General features: G+C 58.6%; 25 protein-coding genes and 1 tRNA gene. 17 read left to right on the top strand and 9 right to left on the bottom strand.

Annotated features, from left to right (window positions below; all coding sequences use genetic code 11):
* Positions 1 to 773 precede the first annotated feature (773 nt).
* Positions 774 to 840 (bottom strand) — tRNA-Asn (locus ACYCTF_RS05855).
* A 315-nt stretch (positions 841 to 1,155) separates the two neighbouring features.
* Here ACYCTF_RS05855 and ACYCTF_RS05850 point away from each other — a divergent pair.
* The 4 genes from ACYCTF_RS05850 to ACYCTF_RS05835 all read left to right on the top strand — a co-directional run bounded on the left by ACYCTF_RS05850 (position 1,156) and on the right by ACYCTF_RS05835 (position 5,180).
* Positions 1,156 to 1,587 carry a hypothetical protein gene (locus ACYCTF_RS05850; RefSeq protein ID WP_461284650.1) on the top strand — a complete coding sequence of 144 codons (432 nt, stop codon included), beginning with the start codon at positions 1,156 to 1,158 and terminating at the stop codon, positions 1,585 to 1,587.
* A 618-nt stretch (positions 1,588 to 2,205) separates the two neighbouring features.
* Complete coding sequence (locus ACYCTF_RS05845) at positions 2,206 to 3,333, top strand: helicase RepA family protein (protein WP_461284649.1); 1,128 nt, start codon at positions 2,206 to 2,208, stop codon at positions 3,331 to 3,333.
* Complete coding sequence (locus ACYCTF_RS05840) at positions 3,317 to 4,156, top strand: hypothetical protein (protein WP_461284648.1); 840 nt, start codon at positions 3,317 to 3,319, stop codon at positions 4,154 to 4,156. The genes ACYCTF_RS05845 and ACYCTF_RS05840 overlap by 17 nt, the downstream gene beginning before the upstream one ends.
* Positions 4,157 to 4,268: 112 nt before the next feature.
* Positions 4,269 to 5,180 (top strand): DNA-primase RepB domain-containing protein, encoded by a 912-nt coding sequence (locus tag ACYCTF_RS05835; RefSeq protein WP_461284647.1) that lies wholly within the window; start codon positions 4,269 to 4,271, stop codon positions 5,178 to 5,180.
* A 63-nt stretch (positions 5,181 to 5,243) separates the two neighbouring features.
* Here the strand turns inward: ACYCTF_RS05835 and ACYCTF_RS05830 are convergent, their stop codons facing one another.
* From ACYCTF_RS05830 to ACYCTF_RS05815, 4 genes are read right to left on the bottom strand one after another with little or no spacing between them, the layout of a single operon-like run.
* Positions 5,244 to 7,514: a DotA/TraY family protein gene (locus ACYCTF_RS05830; protein ID WP_461284646.1), complete on the bottom strand. Its 2,271-nt coding sequence runs from the start codon at positions 7,512 to 7,514 to the stop codon at positions 5,244 to 5,246.
* Between the two features lie 60 nt (positions 7,515 to 7,574).
* Positions 7,575 to 8,351 carry a hypothetical protein gene (locus tag ACYCTF_RS05825; protein ID WP_461284645.1) on the bottom strand — a complete coding sequence of 259 codons (777 nt, stop codon included), beginning with the start codon at positions 8,349 to 8,351 and terminating at the stop codon, positions 7,575 to 7,577.
* On the bottom strand, positions 8,351 to 9,094 hold the full coding sequence (locus ACYCTF_RS05820) for a hypothetical protein (protein ID WP_461284644.1): 744 nt from the start codon (positions 9,092 to 9,094) through the stop codon (positions 8,351 to 8,353). The genes ACYCTF_RS05825 and ACYCTF_RS05820 overlap by 1 nt, the downstream gene beginning before the upstream one ends.
* 12 nt (positions 9,095 to 9,106) lie before the next feature.
* Entirely contained in the window at positions 9,107 to 9,394 is a 288-nt protein-coding gene (locus tag ACYCTF_RS05815) for a hypothetical protein (RefSeq protein ID WP_461284643.1), read from the bottom strand.
* Positions 9,395 to 9,838: 444 nt separating this feature from the next.
* On the opposite strand from ACYCTF_RS05815, the gene mobF reads away from it, so the two are divergent.
* The 9 genes from mobF to ACYCTF_RS05770 all read left to right on the top strand — a co-directional run bounded on the left by mobF (position 9,839) and on the right by ACYCTF_RS05770 (position 19,541).
* Positions 9,839 to 12,991: a MobF family relaxase gene (gene mobF, locus ACYCTF_RS05810; RefSeq protein WP_461284642.1), complete on the top strand. Its 3,153-nt coding sequence runs from the start codon at positions 9,839 to 9,841 to the stop codon at positions 12,989 to 12,991.
* A gap of 53 nt (positions 12,992 to 13,044) precedes the next feature.
* Positions 13,045 to 13,362: a hypothetical protein gene (locus ACYCTF_RS05805; RefSeq protein ID WP_461284641.1), complete on the top strand. Its 318-nt coding sequence runs from the start codon at positions 13,045 to 13,047 to the stop codon at positions 13,360 to 13,362.
* A gap of 408 nt (positions 13,363 to 13,770) precedes the next feature.
* Positions 13,771 to 16,101: a type IV secretory system conjugative DNA transfer family protein gene (locus ACYCTF_RS05800; RefSeq protein ID WP_461284640.1), complete on the top strand. Its 2,331-nt coding sequence runs from the start codon at positions 13,771 to 13,773 to the stop codon at positions 16,099 to 16,101.
* A 1-nt stretch (position 16,102) separates the two neighbouring features.
* Positions 16,103 to 16,519: a hypothetical protein gene (locus tag ACYCTF_RS05795; protein ID WP_461284639.1), complete on the top strand. Its 417-nt coding sequence runs from the start codon at positions 16,103 to 16,105 to the stop codon at positions 16,517 to 16,519.
* 742 nt (positions 16,520 to 17,261) lie between these two features.
* Positions 17,262 to 17,759 (top strand): hypothetical protein, encoded by a 498-nt coding sequence (locus ACYCTF_RS05790; RefSeq protein WP_461284638.1) that lies wholly within the window; start codon positions 17,262 to 17,264, stop codon positions 17,757 to 17,759.
* Positions 17,760 to 18,264: 505 nt separating this feature from the next.
* Complete coding sequence (locus tag ACYCTF_RS05785) at positions 18,265 to 18,504, top strand: hypothetical protein (protein WP_461284637.1); 240 nt, start codon at positions 18,265 to 18,267, stop codon at positions 18,502 to 18,504.
* 147 nt (positions 18,505 to 18,651) lie between these two features.
* Entirely contained in the window at positions 18,652 to 18,993 is a 342-nt protein-coding gene (locus ACYCTF_RS05780; RefSeq protein WP_461284636.1) for a hypothetical protein, read from the top strand.
* The gene (locus ACYCTF_RS05775) at positions 18,971 to 19,222 is read left to right on the top strand and encodes a hypothetical protein (RefSeq protein ID WP_461284635.1); all 252 of its coding nucleotides are present in this window, start codon (positions 18,971 to 18,973) and stop codon (positions 19,220 to 19,222) included. The genes ACYCTF_RS05780 and ACYCTF_RS05775 overlap by 23 nt, the downstream gene beginning before the upstream one ends.
* 31 nt (positions 19,223 to 19,253) lie before the next feature.
* Positions 19,254 to 19,541 carry a hypothetical protein gene (locus tag ACYCTF_RS05770; protein ID WP_461284634.1) on the top strand — a complete coding sequence of 96 codons (288 nt, stop codon included), beginning with the start codon at positions 19,254 to 19,256 and terminating at the stop codon, positions 19,539 to 19,541.
* A gap of 6 nt (positions 19,542 to 19,547) precedes the next feature.
* Here the strand turns inward: ACYCTF_RS05770 and ACYCTF_RS05765 are convergent, their stop codons facing one another.
* From ACYCTF_RS05765 to ACYCTF_RS05755, 3 genes are all read right to left on the bottom strand, one after another.
* Positions 19,548 to 20,543, bottom strand: a complete 996-nt coding sequence (locus ACYCTF_RS05765; RefSeq protein WP_461284633.1) for a tyrosine-type recombinase/integrase — start codon at positions 20,541 to 20,543, stop codon at positions 19,548 to 19,550.
* A 537-nt stretch (positions 20,544 to 21,080) separates the two neighbouring features.
* Complete coding sequence (nadS, locus tag ACYCTF_RS05760) at positions 21,081 to 21,371, bottom strand: NadS family protein (protein ID WP_461284632.1); 291 nt, start codon at positions 21,369 to 21,371, stop codon at positions 21,081 to 21,083.
* Complete coding sequence (locus ACYCTF_RS05755) at positions 21,352 to 21,684, bottom strand: type II toxin-antitoxin system RelE/ParE family toxin (protein WP_461284631.1); 333 nt, start codon at positions 21,682 to 21,684, stop codon at positions 21,352 to 21,354. Before ACYCTF_RS05755 ends, nadS begins: the two co-directional genes overlap by 20 nt.
* Positions 21,685 to 22,459: 775 nt before the next feature.
* Here ACYCTF_RS05755 and ACYCTF_RS05750 point away from each other — a divergent pair.
* From ACYCTF_RS05750 to ACYCTF_RS05735, 4 genes are all read left to right on the top strand, one after another.
* Positions 22,460 to 22,999 carry a hypothetical protein gene (locus ACYCTF_RS05750; RefSeq protein WP_461284630.1) on the top strand — a complete coding sequence of 180 codons (540 nt, stop codon included), beginning with the start codon at positions 22,460 to 22,462 and terminating at the stop codon, positions 22,997 to 22,999.
* 945 nt (positions 23,000 to 23,944) lie between these two features.
* Positions 23,945 to 24,574, top strand: a complete 630-nt coding sequence (locus ACYCTF_RS05745; protein WP_461284629.1) for a replication protein P — start codon at positions 23,945 to 23,947, stop codon at positions 24,572 to 24,574.
* A 598-nt stretch (positions 24,575 to 25,172) separates the two neighbouring features.
* Positions 25,173 to 25,661: a helix-turn-helix domain-containing protein gene (locus ACYCTF_RS05740; protein ID WP_461284628.1), complete on the top strand. Its 489-nt coding sequence runs from the start codon at positions 25,173 to 25,175 to the stop codon at positions 25,659 to 25,661.
* Positions 25,662 to 25,668: 7 nt separating this feature from the next.
* Positions 25,669 to 26,097, top strand: coding sequence for a protein-export chaperone SecB (locus tag ACYCTF_RS05735; RefSeq protein WP_461284627.1), 429 nt, complete (start codon positions 25,669 to 25,671; stop codon positions 26,095 to 26,097).
* Positions 26,098 to 26,189: 92 nt separating this feature from the next.
* Here the strand turns inward: ACYCTF_RS05735 and ACYCTF_RS05730 are convergent, their stop codons facing one another.
* Positions 26,190 to 26,912, bottom strand: a complete 723-nt coding sequence (locus tag ACYCTF_RS05730) for a hypothetical protein (RefSeq protein ID WP_461284626.1) — start codon at positions 26,910 to 26,912, stop codon at positions 26,190 to 26,192.
* Positions 26,913 to 26,944: the final 32 nt, after the last annotated feature.

The raw sequence follows: 26,944 nt of genomic DNA, 5'->3' as shown, positions 1-26,944 counted from the left end.
AAGGACGTTTTGTAGGAGCCGATACTCGTCATCGGTCAAGAGATCCGTTATCAGGCGAGTGAATGTCGGCGTCTCGATAAATTCCATAGCCGCATACTATACGCCATTGGCGTATATGTCCAACGGTGAACTTACTGATGCAGGTTTATGGGTCTTCCGGCTTTCGTGTGGGTAAGGGGGGTATTGGGCTTGCATCAGGCGCCCCCGCAGGCCAGCATGGTACCCCACTGCGTGACACTGAACTGGTCCAAAAGCTCTTGGGATGTCCGGCGCCGTGGCGAGTGACGGCAGTGGCGGTACAAGTTGCCTCAGGCGATACGCGGCTTTAAGCGAGATACCGGTGCGCGTGGGGTGGCCGCCAGACGGTCCGCGCAACAGCCCCGAGTGTGAGGCCGTGGTCCCCGGTTAACGATCCGTCCGCGACCGAGCGTCCTCTCAATACGATGCCAGGGAGACCTTCATTGAGGCTGACGTCCCGCGGGTCAACTGTCGTGCCTTCCGCCTCACGCGATGACTTAAAGACCCCCCGATCCATTTGGGATTCCGCCTGACGCGCCCATCGCTCTGCGTCTATTTTCTTGATGAAGACTTGCGACATCGGGACATGCCCTCGGCGCCGGATGATCGCTTGCCACCCTGCAGGCTCACCAGATCGGTCAAAACGCGCGCGAATCGTTGCCATAAGCCACCCCCAAAAAAGTATGAGTGTGACGCATTTTTGCGACGCAATGGCAATATAGGGAGGGCTTTGTATCGTAAGTCGTTATTTTTATTGGCTCCCCGGGAAGGACTTGAACCTCCGACCCGGTGATTAACAGTCGCAAAAAGCCCTTTTACGGATCAAGCGCTTACGGAGGTTCCTCCTACGAATCAAGACATTAGGCGGGCAGGGGAGGACACCAAGGGACAGCATTAGGCAACGCATTGTCGCAAGAATGTCGCACAGAAACGGGCGATCACCCCGCAGACCACCCCGCAAGCCCGCCGAAACCAAAATCCGACGAACGGTCGCATCGCGAAACACCGATAAATATAGCGGTTTCGCGCGTCTCGCGTGTTAATGCAGTACACTTAACACCGACGTTTCTCGAAACGTTGTGGAATTCCGCAAAATGTGGGATATGCTTATTTCATAGTCTTTTGGAGCATACCACAATGAGCCGAAACACACTTTTTATCGAAGACGTTTACGGAAAAGGTTGGGAGAACGAGTTAGGCGACGAAGCGCGGATAGAGCCGCGCGCGGAGGTTGTGCGCGGGCTGACCGCCGCGCGGTATCAGCAGCTATGGAAACTGTTTCCCAACGAGAAAAACACCGATGTGCTGTTTTGCTTGGGTCAAGGTTTTGATGTTGAACGGACGGCCTCGATGACCGGTCTCTCTCAACGCCAAGTCAAAAACTCGATCAGTATTTTTTTGAGCATGGCCCGGGCGGCATTTAGTCAGCCGTCATTCCTGCCGCCACCCCGACCCGTCGCAGGCAGCCTATACATCGAGAGGCGCCCGCGATCGCGCCGGGGCAGGCCACCCAAAGATCGGAAATCGCCGCCGACCACCACATCCATGCAGGTTCCGCTCCCGTTTTGAGTATGTGTTATCCAGTCCCATTTAACACATACAATAGAGCGGAAGGATGGGCGGTTGCGATTTTTCTACAGATGAGCTAGGCTTATCCACAGCACCAAAAAAAAGACCGCCGGGTGGGCCGACGGTCTCGTGAATCACCAGGCTATATAGGAGCACTGGCATGCGTAAGATACTAGCACAATACCGCAGCATATCAAGTCAAATCAGCAACGCAGCACAAACCGCGCAAGGCCTCGTTCGTAGGGCGCGGGAGGTCGCTGGCGACACCAGTCTTTCAGCCGATGATCGACGCGCCGCAGTTGCAGATCTCCGGCGGGCACTGGATTCCCAAAAAACCTTAAAGGTCAAACTCGCGCAGAGCAGTCGGGAACTGGAAACAACGATCTTGCGTCTTGTCGACGACAAGATCCGTAGGGCGGCGCTGGCGCGCTGCGGGCATGTCAGGGCCGTTCCGGGGCGTCGGCCAACCGTCCGTGCACGCCGGTCACAGACGGCACGGGCGGAGGCTCATGGAGCGGATAGCGGAGGGCCTGGAGACCCCGAGCCCGAACCTCCGCGACAACCACCACTCCCACCCCATATATGTAGTCTCCCCGCTTTGTGCGTCGGGGGTGCCCTATGAGCACCCCGCACAAATTCAAAAGCGATATCCCGCCAACGGCGCAACAAACGCCGCCTACCGGCGATCTTCTGGGCGACGATATCGACGTCCTGGACGCCTTCAACAAAGAGCCAGAACCGCTCGATTTCATTTTGCCGTCCGGGTTCTTAGCGGGCACCGTAGGCCTCGCATTCGGGGCCGGATGCGGCGGTAAGAGCTACCTAAACCTGGAGATGGGGATGGCAGTCGCCGGCGGCAGAGACGCTGACATCTTGCTGCTAGAGCCGCAAAAAATGGGACGGGTCTTATACATCGGGCGAGAGGACCCGCCGCTCGTAATCCGTCACCGATTGCACGCGATGTCAAAGCACCTACCAATAGACGTGCAGGCCGACATAGCCACCAACTTCCGCATCAAATCAAGCTACGGACGTGAGTTCGATGTCACAAAAAAGCCATTCAGAGATGCGCTCATGAAAGCATGCGAAGGCGTCCGACTCTGCATGATCGACACGCTCAGCCGGAGCCATAGCCTTGAAGAGAACTCGAACGAGGATATGGTCCGACTATTAAACGTCTTTGAAGATATCGCACGAGAGACTGGCGCGGCCATCCTGCCATCCCATCACGTCAACAAGGGGTCCGGGCGCGAAGGCTTAACGGACCAGCAGTCTGCGCGCGGGGCCGTGGCCTTAACCGATAACGTGCGATGGGGCGTATCGATTGTCAAGATGACCAAGGAACAGGCGTCGAAATTATGCGACCCGGACGACCCCGGGCACGCGATCGATGATGCGCGCGACCGATACGTGCTCATGAGCCTAGGCACCAAACCAAACTACGGACCAGCGACCGCCGGGAGGTGGCTCAGGCGAGAGAAAGGAGGCGTGCTGGTGCCTGTCATTCTTGACCCGTGGAAGAAGGATAAAGACGGGGATGATGCGCCTAAAACCTCCCGGGCGGGCAGGCGATACAAAGACAAGGAGCAGTCCGGTAGTCAAGGTCAACCACTAAGGCCGTTGCGCGGACGGGCAAATATTTTGGGCGTCGGAGCGGACGAGTTTGATGCGCGGTTCGCGGACGTGCCGCCCATGGACCCGACACCAGCAAACGCAAAGGATGATGACGATGACTGGTTCAAGTAAAACGATTCCCTGGCGGGACCGACTGCTTCCGACGTCGACTGTCAGCCATGCGCGCTTGCAGTTTTTCCAACCCACATATTTCCCGAAACTTTGCGAGCGCGCGATAAAGTCGCCGTACGGCGACGGGGTAGTCAAAGGAAAACTGGGGATGACCCACGCCCTACTCCTTGAGCTGATCAACTTCTACGCAATCAGGAAGCATGTCGGGGACGATAAGGCGCTGCACGTGCTGGTCGACCTTCACGACATAAGGTCGGGGATGAGCAGAGACGGGGACAGGTATAGCCGCGAAGGACTTACACAGATCGCGGCCGACCTGAAAATGACAGCGATCATTATCCCCCACCCATCTCTAGGCGGGGACGCGATCGACGGCATCTTGGACCGGCTCGTACCGACGCGGGTGACCCGGAGCGGCCCATTTGGCGACAGAGTGCTGTGGCGCGCGCAGCTGAGCCCCACATACCGAGCGATCCTAGAAAATGATGTACCACTCCACTACGACCCGACACCTATTGGGAGGCTCCGAAACGGCGTGAGCGCAGCGGTCGCCAGATGGGTTCTGACGCAGAGGGATACACCTCAAGGCGGGTGGCACCTAAACACGGTGCTCAAGGCTGTGGGGGCGCCTGTGGACGGGGCTATGGGGAGGAAGCGCAGATTCGAGGTGCGGGCAGATAGTGACGGGCTTGTGGTCGCGGGGATCGAGGTCTGGGGCGATCGCGTGTTCAAGAGCGTTCTCTCTACGCCCGCTGGCGTTCTCCCTACGCCCGCTGCGTTCTCCCTACGCCCGCGGGCGTTCCCTGGACGCCCGCGCCGGTAGGAGTCTTTTAGGAGGTTTCTTTTAGGAAACCTCCTAGGAAGGGACCGGCCCCTTGGGGGGCCGCCCCTTCCTAGGAGTGGGGGAGTCGGGGGGTTTGAGGTAAAAGGCAAAGATGCAAGCGCACACGCCCCCCCGCCGGGGAAGGGCAAACCGAACACGGAGGTGGCACATGCAGACCACAGACCTTAAACCGTACCAGCGGGCACTAGCATCCGCCATCGACTGGTTTGAGTCGGCTGGGGTGACGGCGTGGAACTTTTGTGTGCTGACCGATCGAGGCATGCTCGGTCATGAGCGACCGCGAGATCGAGATGAGGTCTTGAAATCTGCTGGGTGGGGCTGGGTCAAAAACAACGGTGGTGGGGGGTGTAACGTCTATTTGCGCCCGGCCCGTGGACCTGGCTGGCCAGTCATCTTTCTTGACGATCTGCCGTCCCGAAAGGCCTTGGGAATCTCACACAAATATTCGTCCTTGGTCGTTGAGACCAGCCGTGACAATTGTCAGTGCTGGATCAAATGCAATCGACTTATGATTGAGTGTGATCGTACGTCCGTCCAGAGTCGTCTAGCTAAGATGGTCGGCGCGGATCTTGGGTCTATATCCGGCGAGCATTTTGGGAGAGCGCCGGGGTTCCGGAATAGAAAAGACGGTCGTGATAATTTTCCGGTTCGGGTTTTAGCGGCCACGTCAGGTGTCTGCTTGGATATATCTCCGTACGTTGTCTCAGATGCCTCCAGTCCTCACCCCTCCCCGGCGGGGGGGCGTGTGCGTTCAGAGCTTTTTGTCTCTTCCGGCACTTCCTCTGGAGACTCCTCAGAATCAGCCGCAGAATTTCGTTTTTGTCTGGCGAGATTTCGATGGGCAGTCGAGAAGGGGCGCGACCCTAGCGGCGATGTTGAGTTCTTAATGCAGAACATTCTTGAGAGAGCAGTCGCGAGAGGCAAGCGTTCGCCGGACGCTTACACAAAGACTACGGTCGGCAAGGCTTTGGCGGCAGTTCTGCGCCGACCCTCATCCCTTTGATTTGCGGTTCGGGCCTCAAGCCCGAACCCGCAATCAAAGGGCTTCCTTAAAAGAGTGTTTTTATCATTCAAGCTTCGATGGCGGTGCCATATCTGATATCTCACCCCCACCCGCCACGTCATTCCCGCCACCGCCCTCACTCCCCACCGTCTCCTCACCCTCCCCCTCAACCGCATCCGCACCCGCACCAGCGGCACCCATGCCCTTCCTGACCCCACCCCGCGCACCTGCGCCCTTGGCCTTTTGTTGACCTGCGCCTTTGTTGACGAACGCGCCGATCGCGTCGACATGGCCGCGCGCTTTTTGCTCATCGTGCGTCTCCCCGAGCTGAACGCCTTGGCCTCCAACCCAACGCAGCACATTCTCTGGAATCCAGGTAATGAGCCCAAAGATCTTGTGTGTGACAGTCACGGCGATAACGGCAATGATCACAGCGGTCGCGACCCAAGTGATCGGGTTCCATTCCATGGCGCCATTCATGGATCCCATAAAGATCGACACACTGGCCCCGACCCAGTTCCCTACGACGCCCATAAGTAGGAATGAAGCGAAGAATCCGACGACCATGAGCGCAGGCCGAAACATGACATTGATAAACAACATGACCCCTTGATCCCCGCGAGGACCGAAGATGCCCTCGCCCTCCGGAAGCGCGATGCCAGCGGCCCATATTACGGCTCCGACCAGCGCCTCAATGATGAAGATGAGCCACCCAATCAGCCCCATGGTCCACAGGATGAACGGGACGGAAGGCAAGTAGTAGGCCCAGGTCACGCCGATCGCAAACAGCCCGGCGAGAAGCGCGTAGACGTATGGCCCGCCCGCCTTGACCGCAGCCGACGCAGCCCCGGTTGCCCAGGACGTCAACTCGCCTATAACGGGCGCGCCCTTCGATTCTGCGTTAGCCCCCGATGTCGCCGCGCGCAGACTCATGTACGTCCCGACGGCTGCTGGTATCTCGATGTTGATGATCCCGTCCCCGGCGGACTGCAGGTTTGCGATCGGATTACCTTTAAGTAGCAAGTCAGCAGGTCCGGCGGCGAACCATGATCCGGCTGATCCGAACACCTCGTCGATGAGGCTCTCGGATTTTTTGTTTGTTGGGAGAGTCGCCGCAATGTCCGCGTTCGCCTCTTCGAGTATGTCCGTCAGCCGTTTTGTGTCGGGCTTCCCGATTTCTTTGGCGATCGCGATGCCGTTGTATCCGCTCCAACGAGTCGTTTGATCGATGCGCGACTGGACCTTCTCGTTGACACCAGCGATATCCCAGTAGAAGGTGCCCAGCGACATCCATCCCAAATTCGTCACGTTCTGGTTCAACGTCGTCAGTTCCTTCTGGAGCGCGGGGTTGCTCGCCGCGATCTCCTTCGGCACCGCTGCGGCCTCCGCCGCGTCATAAATCGCCGCAGCCTTCGTGACCACGGGGTCCGTCACCGATGGTGCGGCCGTCGCGGGCTTGTTGGTCGACGAAATCGAGGACGACCCGGGCGCCGCCTGCGATGAGTTGACCAACTTCTCAGCGTATTTGTACTCCGCGCTGATCATCTGGCTCACCGCGTCCTTGCGCGCGGTGCACATCGGGCCACCTTTTGAGTAGCACGGAATACTGATCACGCCCAACGATCCCGGCGCGAGACCTGAGGTGAACCATCCGCCTTTCGCGCCGCTGGGTATATTGAAGGTGAACTCCCATGTTCCATAGAACCCATTGGCACCCGTGCTCGGCGGGACCCATGCGACAGAATCGAGGTTCATTTTTGGTGGCGACTGGCTCTCGTAATTAACGATGTACTGTGCTGCGATCTCTGATTGCAAAATTTCGCGCGCGAGTCTCGTGCCGCCGGTCGGCGTCATCCCGGAAATGGTGCCGCCCTGTTTCACCATGAATTGCGTTGCCTGGGTCGCGAGGTAGTTCGCCCCACCAATGCTGAACCAGACCATCAGCAAGAGGGCGCCTTGGATCAGAGACAACCCGACCCCCGGGATCGGGGCGAGCAAGACCATCGCGAAGGCCGACCGCAGCGGGGTCCACAAGGCGTGATATCGGTTGCCGAACGCCTTACCCTCGTGAGCCGTCGATGTCGCGCCGATACCCATCGTGATAAAGACCATCACGGTGACAAACGCGAGGACCACGAGATCGAAGTCCTGGAGAAGGTGAAAAAACAAGCTTCCTTGCCCGACTCCGCCAATCGCTTGGTAATAAAGTGAGTGCCAATTGCCGCCGGGGACGCCAAACAGGTTGTTGAGTATGCTGACAGACTGATCGGTCTTGCTGGGTGTCAGTAGGGCCTGTGATTGCGCGAGGCTTGGGAGGGTCGTGTTGGTGAGCATGTCGATGTCCTCGAAAAAAATGGGGGTCTCTATATAGAGACCCCGTGTGGTAATTCGCGGCTACTTGTTGACGCCGCACACTTGCCCGAAGTTTTGGATGAAACCGCAATCCGGCGTTCCGTTGGCCTTGTGTATGAGTGTGTACCCGGACGGCAGGAGTTGGTCCGTAGCGGTCTCGTACTCGTGTACGAGTGCCCCTCCGATGAACACGAAGAAGATGCATGCAAATGTCACTGAGAGCCAAGATGACGCAGCTGCTAGTGATGTGCGGCGCTTCGCCTCCGCTTGCGCTGCAGCCGCAAGATCCTTCCGCCAGGCCGCAAGGATCGTGTCTCTTTGCTTCTGTGCCGTCGCATCAAGCCCCCCGGCGGCCTCTTCGATCTTTTTGACGCCTGCGTCGACGGGTTTGCTGATGGCTTGGGCGATGGCGGTTATGAGTCTCTGGACAAAAGTTGTCCCGGTCTTTTCTGCTGCCTCTATCAGTACAGTTTTTAGCTCGTCACCCGCGCGGGTAGTTTGATCGAAGATTTGCTGTCCGAGTGTGCCGCCCGCAGCCTCGATTTTCTCAGCCGCTTCTATCGTCTCTCTGGCCGCCTTCTGTGACCCAAGCAAAACCAGCACTGCAGACCATAAGGGGTCGTCGTGCCCGACCCCATGCTTAGATGTGATCTTGAGTAATGCCGTGGCATCCTCTCCGGAGAGTAGGCCCGTCACCTGATCGATGGGTGCCTCTGTGGATGTGGATTCCATAGTGAGGGGTAAGGCCCCCGAAGGGGCCTCCTCGTTTTGCACCTCTGGTATCGGTATCTGAGGCATGTCATCGTCGTAGTCGTCCATCACTCACCTCCTTCGAATATCGGAGCGATGGCGGCCATGACCGCCTTGTGCCAGCGAAAAACTGAGGACTTGTCGAGCAGCATCCACCCATCACACCCTGGGTACGGCGGCACGATCATGTGGGCGACCCGGCCTCGGGAGGCCTCAAATTTTTTGAGGGCGCTTCGACTGCTAAGAGCGGGGAAGACGATCTCGCGTGTACCAGATGCGAGGATGTCGGTACGCTCTTCGTAGTCCATCCACTCAAAGGTCTCTGGGTCGCCTTTGTAGGCAGGGATGATGATGAATCGATTTTCCGGTGAGACGCACGACATCAACCCTGTTTTGAAGCTGTCAACCATTTCGTCCGTTGCGGTTTGGTTTTTTTCGAGCGAGTATGTCGCGACGAGTCGATAGCCTAGTCCGTCGGCCAAAAAGCGCAGCTGGTCAGACAGAGCGTCCAGAGTCTCCCCAGCGCCGCCCGGGAGGTTGACAACAACATGATTAGCGTCCGCACGCTCCAGCCACTCCCCGAACTTCGATAAAGCATTTTCGGCATCCCCGGCGCGGTTGAGACTAAGAGCCCCCACCGTCACGTCTGGGTCATCTACATATCTCTTAGCGATGTCAGGCTGGGTGGGGTCGGCTTCCACGATACTGACGTGGTATCCCATCGCTAAGAGCGCTTCTGCGGTCGCTTGTGACACATAGCTCTTGCCTGTGCCACCCTTGCCGCCATGTGATATGAGTAAAGTCTTAGTCATGAGTCACCTCTGTTAAATTTTTGGGATGGAATTGAAAAACTCTCGGCCACTCGCAGTCCGGGCCGGTTTTTGTGTTTGCGTGGGTTGCACCTCCTTTGTTGTTTTGGTTTCCGGTTCCGGCAGATCGATTTGCTCGGCTTCATACCTACAGTGCTTGACCGCCAGCCGCACTTGTCTGTCTCCCGCCCCGATCAGCCGCCCGATATCGCCCCACGTCGCCCCGGCCGCACGGGCTTTGGCTATCGCTTCTTTGTATGGGGCGACCCGGGCTCTTAGTCGCGACATCTTCTGAGTACCCATCTCTACACCTCCTGTTTTACGTCGTGTCACTAGATGGACCACGGTGGTAATTCGTTGGTCCCACATTCGACGCGGCCCGGTCCTACTTACGCACCAAACCCGCCGAAGTGGTCCTTCCTAGTATCCACATAAGTCTCTTCACGATAAGTTTTAGGTCTCCTTGTGGTCTCTTTATGGTCTTTCTGTCCCTGTTGGATACCAGAAGGGTCCCAAGTCAAGACCAGATTGCGACGCCCACTGTTCCAGTGGGCTATGACACACCACCGCACCCCTGCCGGGGTGGGGGTGTCCGGCTCTGCCGGAACGTCGGATTCCCTGCCGCAACCTAATCCCGGCTTCCTGCCCGATCGCGGATTTACATATGTTTGCAAGAGGGTGGGCGGACGGCTTAACGGAATTACCAGTGTGGGGTACTTAGTAGGCATCTATATATAAGGACTACCCATGCTGAGTTTCCCAAAAGGCGGTTTGAAAGGTTCGGCGTCCGATATCGTGAAATACGTCGAGGCCCGTGCCGACGGTAAGGGCCACGGCTACTACTCAGGTAAGGGCGCCCCATCGGAATGGGGTGGTGCCCTGGCGGCGGAGATGGGCCTTGCTGGCCCCGTTGACGCGCGGACCTTCAAGCGCCTGCTGGAGGGGCGGGCTCCGGGCGGCGAGCAATTCGCCGAGCCGTCGCCCGACCGGCGAATGGGGAAAGACCTCACATTTAATGCCCCCAAGTCCGTGAGCCTCGCCGCCCTGGTCGCCGGCGACCGGCAGATCCTGGAGGCCCATGATCGCGCGAACCGCCGGGCCATGGAGTGGGTGCAGGAACGCTACGTCACCGCCAGGTACGGCAAGGCCGGTAAGGAGGTTGAGCGCACCGGCGAGGCCGTGTGGTCCTCTTATAGACATGAGGATACGCGGACGGCTGGTGGCCAAGCCGACCCTCACCTGCACACCCACAACATCCTTTTAAACGTGACCCGTGGGCGCGACGGAAAGTTGCGGGCCTTGGATCTCGATTTCGGCGTCGATGGCGTTCATCTCGCCGGGGCCGTCTATCAGGCGGAGTTGGCCAAGGAATTGTTGGCTGCCGGGTACCGCCTCCGCCAGACCGAAAACGGTTTTGAACTGGCGTCCGTAACCGACGCGCAGATCGAGGCCTTCTCAGGGCGGTCCGCACAGATCGAGGCGGAGTTGGCCAAGCATGGCCTCGACCGCAAAAGTGCCAACGCCACCCAGAAGGTCGCGGCCAATATGGCCACCAGGGAAGGCAAGACCTCGCTCAGCGAGGATGAATTGCGCTGGGAGTGGCGATCCCGTGGCCGGGAGGTTGATCTTAGTCTTGAGGATCTGAAAGGGGCTGCGCCCCAGGAGGCGGAACCAATAGACCCGGTGACGTCCGCCGATGCCCTCAAATACGGAACCGATCACCTTTCAGAACGGGAGAGTGTTATCCATACCCAGAGCGTGCAGATGCACGCCCTGCGGGCTGGCATGGTTCATGGGGTCACTATCGATACTCTTAATAAGGAGATCGATGCGGCCCGTGACGCCGGCGCCCTCATTGACGGCGGCGCCGGCAAACTTGTGACCCGCGAGACCTTGGCGCGCGAGGCCTCGAACCTCCAAACAGTGGCCGCCGGTCGCGGCACCATGGTTCCGTTGACCGACGAGGCCGGGGCCGAGGCGCGGATCGCTCAGCGCGAGGCGATCGAGCGAACCGTCCGCCCCGATTTTGCCTTTTCGGCTAGCCAGCGCGCGGCCGTTATCAAAGTCCTCACAACCTCGGACCAGTGCATCGTGATCCGTGGCGCGGCGGGCGCGGGCAAGAGTACGGCACTCGCCGCCCTGGCCGACGAGGCCAAGTCTCACGGCTACCGAGTGATCGGAACAGGGCCCAGTCAGACGGCTGTGGACGGCACAAAAGATGTGAACCCAGACGATGCCAGGGTTTTGGCCTCATTCAATGTGCGCGAAGATAAAGACCAGTCTCCGCGCTTGATCCTGATGGATGAGGCGGGCATGGTTTCGTCGAGAGATATGGAAGCGTTTTTGCAGAAGGTCCGGCCACAAGACAAGATCGTGTACACAGGCGATGATCTGCAACTCGCCGCCGTCGAGGCCGGAAGCCCCATGGCGCAATTCATGAAAGAGGAGGTCGTCGAGGTCGTGGAAATCGATGAGATCGTGCGACAGAAAGACGCGGGCTTGCTCGCCGTGGCTCAAGCCTTCGCCGACGGCAGAAACGATGAGGCCACGCAACTCGCCGCTCCTTACATGACCACCGTGACAGTAACGGACGACGATTACAAAGCCGCCGAAGCATCGAAGTCCGACGCCAAGCCCGTAAACGGTCCCATGCCAGACGCAACGCGCAACATGCTGAATCTTGTCAAGACCATCCGCAAAAAGCATAAAGACATCCCCGCGCCATCGGCCCACGATTTTAAAACCGTTCGGGAATGGCTTGACACCCATTCAAAGACGGAACTCGGTTTTGAGGCTAAGGTACTCGCCCCGCAAAACGTCCGCCTTCAAGCTATCGCCAGGGAGACGGCGCAAGCGTATCTCGAATTGTCGCAAGATGAGCGCGCCAAAACGCTAGTGCTGGCGGCCACGAATGAAATGCGAAGGGCCATCAACGAGAAGGTCAAGATGGGCTTGCTCGACCAGTTGCCGGAAGGCTCTGATACTGAATCCGTGACCGTAACGGCTCTCGATAAATCGCAATGCACCCGCGCGGAACTGCGCGAGGCGATCAATTACCGGAAGGACATGATCTTGCGTGTCCCGGAGGGTCGCGGTCGTGCCAAGCGGGTCGTGGACTGGACTGTAACGGCCAGCGACCCGACCCGCAACACGGTTACGGCGCGGAACCGGGACGGTGAAGAAAAGACGTTCAAGCCGCGCGACCTGAACCCCAAGGAGACCGGCCTTTATACGAAGCGCGATCTCGGTTTGGCGGTTGGGGACCGAGTCGTGTTCACAGAGAACAATCGCGACAGCGGTTTCCAGAACAATGAAACTGGAACGGTGACAGTTGCGGGAGACGGTAAGGTCGAGGTCAGAAAAGACGACGGCAAGATCGTTATCCTAGATGCCGACCAAACCCACACGCTCGACCATGGGTGGGCCGTGACTGTTCACAGGTCACAAGGCAGGACGGTCGATCGCGCTCTTGTCGCGGGCATGGCTTCCAAAATGGCAACGGCTATGCTCGCGTACGTGGCCTGCACGCGCGAACGATTCGCTCTAAGGATCTTCACCGACAATATCAAGGCCTTGCAAAAATCCTGGGCGCGCGTCGCCGAACGCGAAACGGCCAAAGACGCCACCGAGAAGGCCGCGAAGGCGCGGGAGACCGCGCCCCTTGAAGCCGCCCGGAAGGCCGCCCTGGCTGAGGTAAGAGAGGCCGGAGATGACGGCGCAGACAGCGGTAGCGGCACGGGTGGTGGGGGTGGGCAGGGTGACAAGGCGGCGGCCCCGGAACCTAAGAAGCCTGTAGACGAGGCGGCACCGGCACACAAACCCCCGCCGGCGCCCGTGCCGGTCGTGCAGGAAAAAGAGAAAGAGAAAGAACGGGAGCTTGGGGATTCGTACGGCTGGTGACGAATTTCCACCATGGGGCGCTTAGTGAGAACACAACAAAAGGAGAATATCGCATGAGTCGCAAGACTAAAACGGCCTCGGTCGATTTTGATTATTGGGAGCAGTTGCCAACATTCGTGGGCCCTCGCATCTCGCCCGGACTACGGGTTCGGCGGCTGGTTGAAGAGCGGAACCGTCGCGACGAATTTGTGCGACGTATGACGCTTGCGACCTGGGCGGCTGAATTCCGGGAGGCACAGTCTTACCAGGACGGGTGCCCCAAACCTCACGACCCAGAGGTTCGGGCAAGAGCGGTTTTGGACCTTTATATAGACGAGATGCGCGCGTCGGGGCAATGCACGATGCGCCGGGAGGACGAGAAATGGTTGTGAACATGAAGAACTTAAAACAGATGCGCCGGGAACGGGCCGCCATGGAGCGCCAGGCCCTTACATTATTTCGCGCATTACTGAAATCGGAACGAGGCCGGTCAGGCGCATCCGCACACCTCATGTCGCCAAAGGGTCGGGCGGCGACGGCGAGGCGCATCAAGACGATCGAGTCCGAGATCCTAAAGCTGCGACGCGCGATCCGTCGCATAGGGGCGGGCCGGTGATGGCCGCCCCGATGTGCGCTATAGAGCAGGTAGATCACGACGCCGTGCAAGTGGCTGCGACGAGATTCTATCGGCACATCCGGCGGTGTGGAAGATGCTGCTTATTAGACGAGCGTCTATGCAAAACCGGAAGGGCCCTGCGCGATGAGAAGTACCGTGCGGTCATGCAGAAGTGGAGGCGGTGATGGACGATCAGCAAACGGTAAGCAATTCGGATATCAATTGGGCTTCGGGCGAGCGCCCGACTGTTGCGATTGTGTGCGCCATCATCGGTGTGGCGGTCGGGTATGTGGGCGGGCTGGAGGGACTGCTATGGTGGGTCGGAAGCTCTCTCACGCCGTTCCGTCAGATCCCGTACTGGATCTGGCACATTCTTCGCGCGTATGGCCCTGTGCCGCCCGTCATGGGCGGCTGGATACCTTCGGCCCTGGCGGGCGCCCTTGGGGTCGCCTGCGGAGTTGTGGGGTGGCGGTTGACCACGCGATCGAATGTCAGACACATCGACGGGCCGCGCCTCAACACAAGCATCCGGCGCGCGGCGAAGGCCTTCCGCCCGCACCTTGGCGGCCCCGGCGTTCCCGTCCACCCCGGCGGCGTCCGGATCGGGGTGACAACAGAATGCCACCACCTCCTTGTTTTAGGTGGGCCGGGATCTGGTAAGACAACAATAATTTGGCCAATGCTGAACGCTATTATTGAACGCGGCGATCGGGTCCTCTTGTTAGACGTAAAAGGGGATTTCTCGTCGGGTATCAAGCGTTACACGCTTCTGTCTCCAACCGACTCGCGGTCGGCGCGCTGGTCGCTCGGCAAGGATATTCAGACGCGCCTCGACGCCAGCAGCCTCGCCGAAACCCTGATACCGTTGGGTGCTGGCGAGCCGATTTGGGCACAAGGGGCGCGAGGTCTACTGACCGGACTGTTATCGCATCTGCAGACAACCAAACCCGGCGCCTGGGGTTTTGCAGATTTAGCGGAACTCGCCGCAAAGGTCTTGGTTGACTATAAACTGCTTGTGTCGATCATCATCCGGGAGCATCCGCCCGCAAAGGCATTTTTGATGGGCGCCGATTCAAAAACGACGGCGTCTTTTCTGGGGCAACTGTCGGGGGCTCTCTCTCATGTCATTAACGTTGGCGTGGCTGATTATGCGGCACGCACAGACAAGAAGATCGGTTGGTCGATCCGCCGGTGGCTGGCGGATGATTACAAGGGCCCGTGCGTCGCTATCATTGGGTGGCAGTCGAGTAGTCGGGAGTTTTCTCAATCGTTTGCGGCATCAATTATCGAACAAACCGTGCGACAGTTGGGTGAACGGGACGAGACGGACCCGCGCGAAAGGCGCGTGTGGATTTGCTTAGATGAGGTCGCGCAGTTAGGTAAACTCCCGTCGATCAGTTCTGCCTTGGTTACCCTTCGCTCAAAGAGTACGCGGGTGCTTTTGGGGTTGCAGTCGGTCGCGCAGAACGAACAAGAATACGACCGGCAGACACTTAGCATCTGGTCGGGCGCAACGGACACGAAGATTATATGCAAGCTGAAGTCCCAGCAAGACCAGCAATTTGCGGCGGACTTGCTCGGGAAGCGAACGGTCGAGAGGTACACTCACCAGTTTACACAATCCGGCGCGGGACTGACGTCGCGGTCGGGTTCCTGGCATCGCAGCGAAGAGCACGTGATGCCGCAGGCAGCCTTCGGACAGAAACTCGGTCCCGACACCAAAGGCGTGAAGGCCATAATTCTGGCGGGGAGTGAGGGGGCATCCCTACTACAGTGGCCTTTCTATAAGGTCGTGCGGCATCACGCTCATCGTGTTGTCGCTGATTGGGTCAAGCCCGGTTACGCCCGTCCCAGGTGGGGCGAGACGCCGCCACCCGTGGCCGACGCGCCGCCCGACAACAACCGAAACAATGGCGGACTACAGGGCGGCGCGGGAGGTGAGGCGCTGCAGATCGCAATCGATGCGGGGGTTGTGACGGTCTGCTCGGAATGTGGTGAGGCCTACAGGCGAGCCGATGCTGACCCAACTGCCGCATACCGATTCGCAAATACCGGCTTCTCCCGTGACCTCTACAAATCCTTTCCGGACCGCCGGACGCTGACCGACGCGATCAAGTCGATCATCGATGCCGCGCCGAACGCATGCGCGTGTGGGGCCAAGCCTAAAGCCGAAGACACGCAGAAGAAGGCATCTCAGGATCGGGAGCAAGTGCCAGATCGGTCGAAAAGCACGACTACAAAAAAGCCACAACAAATGCAACCCTCCACCTCTCAGGCGCAGGCGCAGGTCGCGCCTCGCAAGGAAAAGGGGGGCGAATCCGACCCTTTTGGTGATTTGGTTGGTGGCGCGCTGGCCGATGCGATTCTGCCCGGCGCATCCGTTATTATAGACATCGCCAATACGGCGGGCGACGCAACAACCTTGCCCGGCCCCGGCGGCGCACCACCAGCGCCAGGAATACCGAATCAACCGGACGAGCCGGAACAGTCATCGGAACCCGAAGCAGGAGACTGACATGCCGAAGCGCGAACCCAATACTGCCTCATTGCAGCAACGTTTAGGCCCTGTGTGCAAACTTGTTATGGCGGGCGAAGTCCTTGCGGCTTCGCCCAGCCACAGGCACAAGAGCCGCTTGCGCACGCCGTGGACGATCATCGTATCTGGAGAGGCAGGACCGTACTCGATCTCAGTCACGAACGACTCAGGCATCCGCGTCGTCGAAAGGCTCCGTCCTGGCGACTTCATTGTCGCGGAGGCGACCTTGATCCCGCGCGGCGCACGGTGCGAAATCAGGGCGCTCTTGATCCAATCGAACCGCGAGAGTCGGTTGCCTGTGGTGCCCGCGAATCCTACCCAAATCCCGGACGCAATCGGGGCTGATGCGGAAAACCAGGACACGGCAGGCCTTCCTTGGGAAGACACAGGCTCCTGAGCCGTCGCGTGTGTTATTGTGTCCCTGATAATTCCATGATGGTTGACATATCGTGGGGCGGCTGCTACGGTTGAGTCTGCTACCACAACCGTCCCATGGGAGGACACCACAATGCAAACACAGACACAAGAATGCACATGCGAATTCGACTTTTACGCTGACGGTCCCGAATGCGTCGCAGTTGCGGACTGGCGCGCCGCCGTAAACAACGCAGGGATCAGCGCAACGGTCGATGAGGTCAAGGACTTAATCGCCCGCGCGCCTACGTGCCTCGCGTCTCATGGGACACAAGATGATTGGGCAAGGTATGGCTTGCTCACGCTTGCGGCGCGGGCGGATGCGCCACTTGCGGACCTCATGGATTTGGTGGCGGCATAAGCCACACGGTATCCGCAACACAAGGGCCCCTCCGGGGCCCTTTTTGTGGCCAGCGTCCGAAAACGACCGCGTAGGAAGCCCCAGGAGCTACGATCTCACCCACACCCTATACCGATGTACCCCCTTTTTTAAGTCTTAACCCGGCATCCGCGCCCGTTCTTCATTCGCCTCCTTGGTCTCCTGCAAGCCTCATCTCTCGCCCCCAAGCGCCTCGCCGTGGGCGTCCGCTCACAAGGGCCACGCCAGGCTAACCCCGCCTGTCATGGTCCTTGCCGCTCCGTAACCCCTCCCACGGCTTACCGGCGCCCCTTGTGAGGGGCGAAGAGCCGACGCAAGACGCAGAGACCACAACCTGGAGGCAAATATGAATTCGAACGAGCGCAACGCGGATGCCAGAGGCCAAGTCAACATCGAGGGGGCTCAAGTCCTCAACAATCCGCAGGGGGGTAACGAAATCAGCTTAGTGCAAGCGACCGCAGGCCTTCAAGTCTTGGCGCCATTCATCAACAAAGGCCAGATGCAAGCCCTTTGGGATCTGTGTCGCAAGGGCGAGGAAAAGGCGTATTTCAAGCAGAAAGTGATGGACCTGGCACAGCTTGTCAAGGGTATGCCCAAGACGTACGAGCAAGACGGATCGGGCATGGAGGCCGTGGCATACCTGCATTATTTTACCTCCGGTTTCGACTGGTACATAACAGAGAAGGACATGACGGGCGCCGGCATCGATCAAGCCTTTGGCTTGGCGATCGTCCACGAGCGCGAGCTTGGTTACATCAGTATCCGCGAGATCGTGGCGAATGGCGCGGAACTGGACCTGCACTGGGTCCCCAAAATCTTAGCCGAGATTAAGGGGGCCGCATGAAGACCGAAACAATAACGCGGAGTCGGTGGCAACGGATGTCCCCAGACTTTAAGGGCTGGATTGTTGTCGATGGTCGGCGCGTGCGCGCCATGCTGACATATCGGACGGATGGTGGTCAGGGCGTCACGATGGTGCCTGTAGTGATCGTGCCGGATACGGAGGATGCGGACGCTTAGACACTAACGGAGTGCCGGGCGCTTGTAGGCGCCCGGCGACCCACCGGGGCCGCATTAGCCAAAACGCTAAGGTCAAAAGCCGCATGAGCGATTGGGTTGGGGCTGGACCTTAGCGGCTGAGGCTAAAGGCCGGACCGTGCAGGCGCAGGCCCGCCGACCCACCCACCGCAGGCACGGAGTAGGCCAAGGAGTAGGCCAAGGAGTAGGCGCCGACCCCCTTTCACCGTGCCCAAAAATACCCCTATTTTCGATGACGCATCATCGAAATAGCTTGAATACATATGATGAGTCATCTATATTAGGCACAGAAACGGCATAGGAGCGACGGTATGAGCAGGCAAACCAAGGGATCCACGAGGTCGGGAGGCGACATGGTCGGCGACGCAAAAACCAAAGCCAAGCGCGGCCGTCCCGCCAGCCCGACCCCGCGCACCATCCGCAACGCCGAGGCGGCCCGGCGCTACAGGGCACGCAAGAAGGCGGAGAAGGAGGCGCGACGGGATCCGCGCCAGCCGGTGCGGTCGGCGATCATAGACCTTTCCGCCATACCGGCGTGGCGAAGGCTTTAGGACCCATATTTGTACGTCTGTGGAACGGCCAAAACGCCCGTTCGTCGGATTGTGCAAAGAAACCCACAAAAAACGCATTGACACCTTGCGGTCGTGACTGTCACGACGTATACTTTAGTTACAGTCACAATCAACAGGAGACGGCGCATGAAGTTCACTTTCACAGACAATGGCGTCATGGCGGAGTGCGGGAAGATCGGCGGCGAAGCAGTTGGGTGGATTTTCGTGCACGCTGACAGTGCGGGCGTTTTGAGCTACCACTGGCACGTCAAAGGCCACAAATTTGGGAGCGATGATGAGGTAAGCTTTGACGGAGAAGAAAGCACGATGTTGCGGGCGGGAGAGATAGTCGAGAGCAAATTGCACGAGCTTGATACCGCCTACAGAAGCGCGTACAAGGCCCTCTTTAAGAGCGTCAGAGACAGCATCATGAATAAAAAGGCAGATGACGCGGGAGAGCACACACATGCCACGCAAACAACTCTATAAGACCGGCCCCATGTCACCCGCCGAACGCCAGCGCGAGAAGCGCGCGCGCGACCGCGCCAAGGTCTGGAGCCCGGACGAGGACCTGAAAGGGCTTTCTGATACCGGGCTTCTGGAGCAGTTGGCGATCGCGTTTCGGAAGGAGCGCGACCAGCGAGGCGGGCGGTCGCGCGGGGCGATCACGCGCGGTCTTATGAAAGAGATCGATAAGCGCCTGAAAGACGCAAAATAGCGCGGTTACAGTTACCAACAGGAGACACATCATGTCTGGACAATCGTTTTACGAGATGCTTATCCAGCCGTGCGAGGGCGGTGCGTGGGAGTTTGAGGCGGTTGAAAGCGACGGAGAAGCATGGACGTACCTGGACGACTTAATCCAGGCGATAAAGTCGGGGGTAGCGCCCGCGCACATGGTCGACGTTAGAGACTGTGTCGCGTGGGGAGCGCCGGATATCCGGGGCCGCATCCGTGACGAACCCGGGTGGGTTTTTGCGGTCGTGTCCGAGTACGACGAGACATACTACATCGGGATCGCGTCAAGGGACGACTGACCGACGCTACCCCAACCTCCCCACCAGATCCTCGGCCCGCAGATGCGTATACCTCTTGAGCATCTGCAGGGTCTTGTGTCCCGTGATCGCCGCGACCTCCATAGGGTTCAACCCCTTCTCAAACAGCCGTGAGGTCGCCTCATGCCTCAGATCATGGAAGGTCAGGCCCTCGATGCCGGCCGCCTTGCAGACCCTCTCGAAGGCCTGTGAGATGGAATCGGGACGCATGCCCCACACCCGGCCATCGAGGCGCCGGGGGAGCTGATCCAGGACACCCAGCGCCGCCGTGGAGAGCGGCACCCGCCGGGGCGTGCCGGTCTTTGTTTCCGGGATCAGGAGGACGCGCGCCTTACGGTCCAGGTGGTCCCAGCGCATGGCCGCAATCTCCCCGCGCCGCATGGCGGTTTCGATGGCCCAGGTGATGAGGGGGCCGGTCTCGCCCCCGTAGGCGTGGGCGGCGGCCAGGAGGCGCGGGAGTTCGTCGGCGACGAGGCGGCGGGTGCGGCCGCCGGGGAGCTTGGGTTTGCGGACCATCTCTACGGGGTTCGCGAGCGACGCCATGCCCCATTCCGTGCGGGCGACATTGAAGAGGTGGGAGAGGAGGGCGAGATCCAGGCGGACGGTGTTCGGTCCGGCTCCTTCCGCCTGCCGCTGTTGCATAAAGGCCGCGATGTCCTTGCCCTGGATGCTCGCCATCGAGCGCCGGGCCAGGGTGCGGGCCTGGAGCCCTTTCACGCGGCGACCTTCCCGGTCGGCATTCTTCTTGCCCGGCACGATTTCGCGGGCGTATCGGTCCAGGGCTTCGTGGAGGGTGGTGTTTTCAGCCTCGGCGCGGGAGACGAATACGCCGCGCGCCATCTCGGATTCCAGGACTGACGCCCAGTCCTCGGCCTTAGCCTTGGTGTCGAAGGTGCGGGTTTGCTGGGGATACCCTCGGCGCCGCACCAGCGCCTGCCAGACCCTCTTGCCGCCCGGGCCCGGACGCTGAACGAATGTCGCCATGCGACGCCTCCCATGTGTTAATGAGGGGTACATACCTCGCGTTGTCGCGGCATTGTCGCAAAAGGCTGGGGGGGTTGGCTAGGGGTAGCGCTAAGTCCTTGATTTATTGGCTCCCCGGGAAGGACTTGAACCTCCGACCCGGTGATTAACAGTCGCAAAAAGCCCTTATAAGCATCAATCACTTACAACGTAACCACTTGAAATTCCACATAAACATCATCCCTCCATATCCCTAAATATCCCTCCATTTTTATGCGCAGGTGGACAAGAGGTGGACAGAGAATGGAGCACAACGATTCCATCGACACGCGCTGTTGGGTAGGATACACAGCTATCCATTTACTATACTCGGCATCCGTGACCTCGTAGCTATCCGGGTCCTGGGCAATCCCCACCTGGATGGCGGATTCCTCCTCGGGCGTAGGCAGATCAAATATCCGCCCCGACTGAGATTTGACTGACATAACGTCTTACCTCTCGCGCATTGGCCTTTCTGAGGCTGATGATGCGGCGTCCGGCACGGTGATCCTACACACCTTACGAATGCAAAGATTTCATCGCCATCTCCGGATTGGAAGCGACGATCTTGAGAAGGGCCGCGGCGGGGCCGGTTGGATGGCGCCGACCCTGTTCCCAGTTTTGCAAGGTCTTGATGCTCACCTGGATCAGTGTGGCGAAATCCTGCTGCGAGAGATGGACGCGTTCCCGCACGGCCTTGACGTCAGGCACAGTCACCGTAAATTGCCGCGAGGGGGCCGCAGTCCCTTTAGCAATCGTTCCCGCCTCTTGGAGGCTTTGCAGAAGGTCATCAAAGAGGGTCTTGTCCATGGGTTAACTCCTTTACATAAGTCCGCAATACGGCCGTCTCTCGATCCGTCAAGTTGTCTTTCTTTGACTTCGGGTAGACGACCAAAAGGTAAATGTGATCTTGTTTTGTGATCCAGTAATAAATCACGCGGATGCCGCCACTTTTGCCGCCACCGGCTAGGGCGTAGCGCAATTTGCGGATACCACCACCACCCCGGATGAGTGCGCCGCGTTCCGGGTCCTCCACAAGGATATTCTGTAAGAGCCGATACTCGTCATCGGTCAAGAGATCCGTGATCAGGCGAGTGAATGTCGGGGTCTCAATGAATTCCATAACCGTATGCTATACGCCATTGGCGTATACATCAATGGGGGACTTACCGATGCCGGTTTATAGGATGTCAGTTCACAGTACGGTGGGAATACGTTAACGCGGCGGGTCAAAAATAAATCTTAAAGGATCCACTCACAAATTTTCCTTGTCAGAATAATCAGTTACGGGCGTGTATAGGATACGAGTACCATCATATGCTATACAAAACAAGCACTTACAACCCTATCAGACTTGAATCACTAGGAATTCAAGGCATAATTCAATCAAGGATAGTGAAGGATAGAACGCATGTTGTATTCCCTCCATTATCCAGAAAAGGGTGGTCTGGGGGTGCTTGAACACCCCCAGACCGGTGCCAAAAGACGCCCCGTTTAAAAGCGCAAAGTGGCTTTTTGAGTATATCACGCTGCGCGATTACGGGGTCCAGAGGATCTGGACCCATGAAGCGACCACAAGCTAATCTTGACTTACTGCTAAAACAATTCCCTGGAAAACTTTTCCTGAGTGTTAAAGAGACCGGTATCGCATCGGGTCGATGTGAAAAAACTGTTCGCAATGAGATCGCGCTCGGTGTTTTTCCTGTCCAAACCCTAAAGATCGGTCGACGCCGCCTCGTTCCGATTACGGATCTTGCGGCTTGGCTTGACACTATCACGGACCCTAATCCTGTTGGCCGACCTCGCAATTCTGGGAAGGGGGTCTAACCATGCGCACACAGACCACAGATCCCGCTTGCGCCTGCTCCTGGGTAATTACTAACGAAATTTTAACGGATATGGCCCCGAGTTGGGCCCGAGGGGATTACGACTACAGCTACGATGGCGGGGCGCGCCTAGGTGAGGATACCGCCTCGATTACCGACCGCGTCGCTGAGCGGCTGTCTGCCCACGATTTGAAGACCGCCGAGTATGGCCGCCTGTTAAAAAAATATCCTCACGACGGCGCGGATTATCAGGTCCTTCTTTGGCTTTCCTCAGGCCTCACCATCAAGCGAATCGCGGCCGGACTGGATCGCACCGACCGGGCCATACGGTATGCCCGCGCCCGGCTAGATCGCTTCAAGAAAACAGGCTTTGTCCGACGACTATCACCTTCCCGGGTCCGCACCGGCCGGGATCTCACAAAGCCGCTTCCCCAAAGTCGTGCCGGCCGCAAGCGGAAAACGACACCGGGTAACGCTCTTGCCAGACCCACCTTGATGTTGGTGCCCTGCGTGCCGCCGTTACCCAAGGCGCCTCGCCGTGCAACAAGCCGTCCGCGCCGGCGGTTCGTGGACCCCCGGCAAGGCGATTTCGGGTGGGGGATAGCGGCATGACGACCATCCAAGATACTCATAGTGGCGGGGTGCTTTCCGTGTCTATGCCGCCTGGCAGTCGGTATGGCATCGTTCCGCGTGCGTTGTTGGAGGATCCGCACCTCAGTTTGGATACCCGGGCAGTAGCGGCCTGGTTAGCCACGCAGGACGCCGGATTTCAGATCGTTATCGCCGTTCTCTGCCGAAAAATGGGGCTTGGGAAAGAGCGGTGGTTGCGGATTGCCCGTGAACTGGAAGCGGGCGGTTATTTGAGCCGGCGCAAACACCCTATTGGTGTCGACCCGATAACCGGACGAAAAAACCAGTGGAAGTGGGAGAACGCGTTCACCCCTGTTCCCAACGGCGCCCCCGGGGTCGACTTGTCCGTGGTCGGGTTTCCCGACCACGGGGCGCCCGTGCACGGACAGCCCGACCATATAAGAATACAACTTGAAGAACACAACCTGAAGAATATGTACCCCCCTACCTCGCACCGCTCGGTAGTCCCCCCACGGGGGACGGCGCGACCGCCCACCACCGATGATCCTGGGCATGGCGATACGAACAGACCGCCCGCACCCCAATCATCGCTCTCGCCGTCTTTGGCGGGCGCTACGAGCCCCGCGCACGCAATACCACCGATGCCAAAGGGCACCACCGTGCGCGGTACGCACCGTCCTGTGCGAAGCCGCGCCCCCAAGCCCCCTAATTCTCGTCGCGCGGATGCGCTCCGGGCGCTTCTCACGCCATTGGTCGAAGGCTTGGATTTGGAAGCCTGGACCGACTTCGTGACGTTCCGATCCGCTATCCGTAAACCCATCCACTCGGCGTCTGCAAAAGCCGCCCAGACCCGACTGGTAAAGTTCGGATCAGAGGCAGAGGGGTGGGGTGGACAACTCGCTGTCGTACACCAATCGATTGCAAACGGCTGGCAAGGCCTGTTTGCCCTAAAGCAGGAGATCCCTTATGCAACACGTAGCCGCATTGACAGCTCCGCTGACAACTCCGCTGTCGCTCGCGTCGAGCGCGCCACAGCCCACCTCTACCAGCCAGAACCTCTTGACGGAACGCCACATGGCGGACCTGTGGCGCCGGATGACGCGGATCTACGGCCACCGCTGGACGTCAGCGTTTGGGGCGACGGATGACTCAACCTGGCTGCGAGGCTTGCGCGGCTTGACGCCCGCCCAGGTCGGCCACGGATTATCGCGTTGCGCAACGCATCGCGAGGGCGGGTGGCCGCCCACTTTGCCCGAGTTTCGGGCGCTGTGTACGCCAACGGCCGAGGACCTGGGCTTACCGACGCTTGACGCTGCGTATCGCGAAGCCGCGCTGGCGGACAAGGATCATCGATGGAGCCACCCCGCGGTCTATGCCGCTGCGCAGGCTGCAGGCCTCTTTGAACTGCGCACGCTCCCGGAATCCAAAAGCCGCCCGTTGTTTGAGCGGGCCTATGAGATCGTGACGCGCCGCGTATTGGCTGGCGAACAGTTCGATGCGCCGGTGCCTCGGGCTCTTGAAAAGCTCCCAGTGCCAACGCGACCAGATGTGGCAGAGGCGGCGCTGACTGCGATGCGTGCTCTACTGCGCCGATAATGGCGAAGATTCGATAGCTTTCTCGCTGGCAACTGCTACGACCGTTGCAACTAGAACCCCGTTGAAGCAGGCATCAGAAACATTTATGCTGAATCGCACATGTTTAACACTAGGCGGACCGAGCGTTTGATCTCTCAGCCAGTTACGCGTCCGCGCCCAAACCTCCTCCGACGGACGGCGCCTTGCTATATCACAAAATTATGATCTACAATGTGGATCGTTAAGCATTACGTTGCCGCCAATGGGGGCAACCCTTTTAAGGATTGGTACGACAGCCTGGATAAAGACGTGCAGGCTGTTTTTGATACCAGGTTAGAGTATTTGAAGCAGCAGCCTCGGAATGGATGGGTAAGGCCTTATTTTAGTCTTTTGAGTGGACCATATGCGAAGCTTGGCGAGATTCGCTTTAAAGTAAAGAGGGTGCAATATCGGCCCTTGGGTTTTTTTGGGCCGGAGGCGAATCAATTTACGTTATTGGTCGGAGCTACTGAGAAGGGCGACAAAATCCAACCGGCAAGCGCGTGCGTATCCGCGATGAAGTATATGTCGGCATTAAGTGCACCCCGAAATCAACCTAATCCAACCGGAGGGAGCACCCATGATTGGGACTCTTAAGGACAAACTGCTGACAAAACTGCAAAGCAAGAAGTATCGAGACGCTTATGTTGCGGCAGAGGTTACTACGGGAATCGCCTATCAGCTTCGCGCACTCAGGGAACAGCGTCATTGGACCCAAGAGATATTGGGTCAAAGGCTTGGCAAAGGACAGAACGCCGTCTCTCGACTGGAGGATCCTGACTATGGGCGCGTTAGTGTAAAAACCCTTACAGAATTGGCGGCTGCGTTCGACGTGGGTCTGCTGGTGAAATTCGTGCCATTTACTAAGTTTCTTACGGAAATCGCTGACAAGAGTCCGCGGGGGCTAGCGGCGTTGAGCTTTGGCGATGAGCTGCCTATTATTAAGAGCCTATCTGCGCCACAGAGCGCGTCCATTTCTCCGTTCCCTTCACGAAAACCATTAATTCCAGATGTGCGCACGGAAACAGTGGATCTGAAGCTTGATCTGCCTAACGTGGTAAACCAGTAACGTATCTATGGGCCCATTACAGCTTGACCAATATGTATTTTCTAAGTTTAGCGTAGAAACAAATATTGGACACAAACCGGAATCACTTGCGCCAATGGTCAACGTACAGATTCAGGCGGGACTGGGGCCAGTGGTAGGCGCTGAGAATAAATATCAAGTCACGCTGGAGCTCAGTAGTTTGCGAGCCCCGGACGGGACCGGGACACTACCTTACGAGGTAGCGTTCCAGGTGGTCGGACAGTTTTCTGTTTTGGACCCGTCATATAATGATAAAGAGAAACTTGTCCGCATTAATGGAACTTCGATGCTCTATTCGGCCGCACGTGAGATGGTGTTGTTAATAACCGGCCGCGGTCCCTGGGGACCTTATCAATTGCCAACGGTCAATTTTCAAACGCTATCGCAGCAGGCGGCCACACCGGCAGTTCTAGGCTGAGGGTAATTGGTTAACCCGACTTTTTGTCCCACACAATCAAGCCAGTTATATCGCTGGGGTATCGCTCGGAATGTGCACTTATCGTTCTGGGCTTAATCACTCTGATCAACCACCGCGCACGTGTCCCCCGGCGGGCACGAGTTTGCCCACTGGAGTCGTCCCACGAAATCGACCTGCGGGGGGCTGCCCGTAGCCGCGCGGTGATACGTCACTCCTGACGATAGAATGACCCTGTGATTCAGAATGCCGATCCCGGCCATCACCAGCAGCCCCAAAACAAACATGCCCGACAACAGTGCAGCCACCACACCCCAACCCTCAGCGAGTTTCCAGGCCAAGCTTGCCTTGGCCTGCTCCCTGATCGCATGGGCCAGATGCGCTTTCCATTGCTCGATGAAGGCCGTGGCCTTCTCAGCCCCCATCCGATCGAGGCCTGCAGCGGCCTTCTGTAGATCCTGAGCCCCTTTGCTCGCTGCATGGGCAATGGCGCCGACCAGCGCCTGGCCGGCTTCTACGGTCTTGTCCTCAATGGTTTTGGCGACCCCTTCCTTGAGGTCAGCACTCGCGCGCATCGTCCCTTGGTAAATCATGTTCGGGACTTTGGCAGTTTCTTCCGCCAGCGCCTTCACATGCTGGCCTGCGACTTGCGCCGCGCCCGCCGCATCGATGACCGAGGCGACCAGTGCCCAGACCACGTCATCCGCGCGGTGGACGCTCAAGTCGGAGGCCTTGCGCAATAGCGCCTCGCGCAGTTCGGGGGGCAGGGATTCCAAGGCCGTGTCGCGGGCGTTGGCGTTTGTCTGCTCGTTACTCATAGTCCGTTCCTCGTTAAGAAGGGTCGGGGGTC

Source organism: Acidiferrobacter sp. (assembly GCF_054609335.1).
This window is presented reverse-complemented; position numbering and strand designations above follow the sequence as displayed.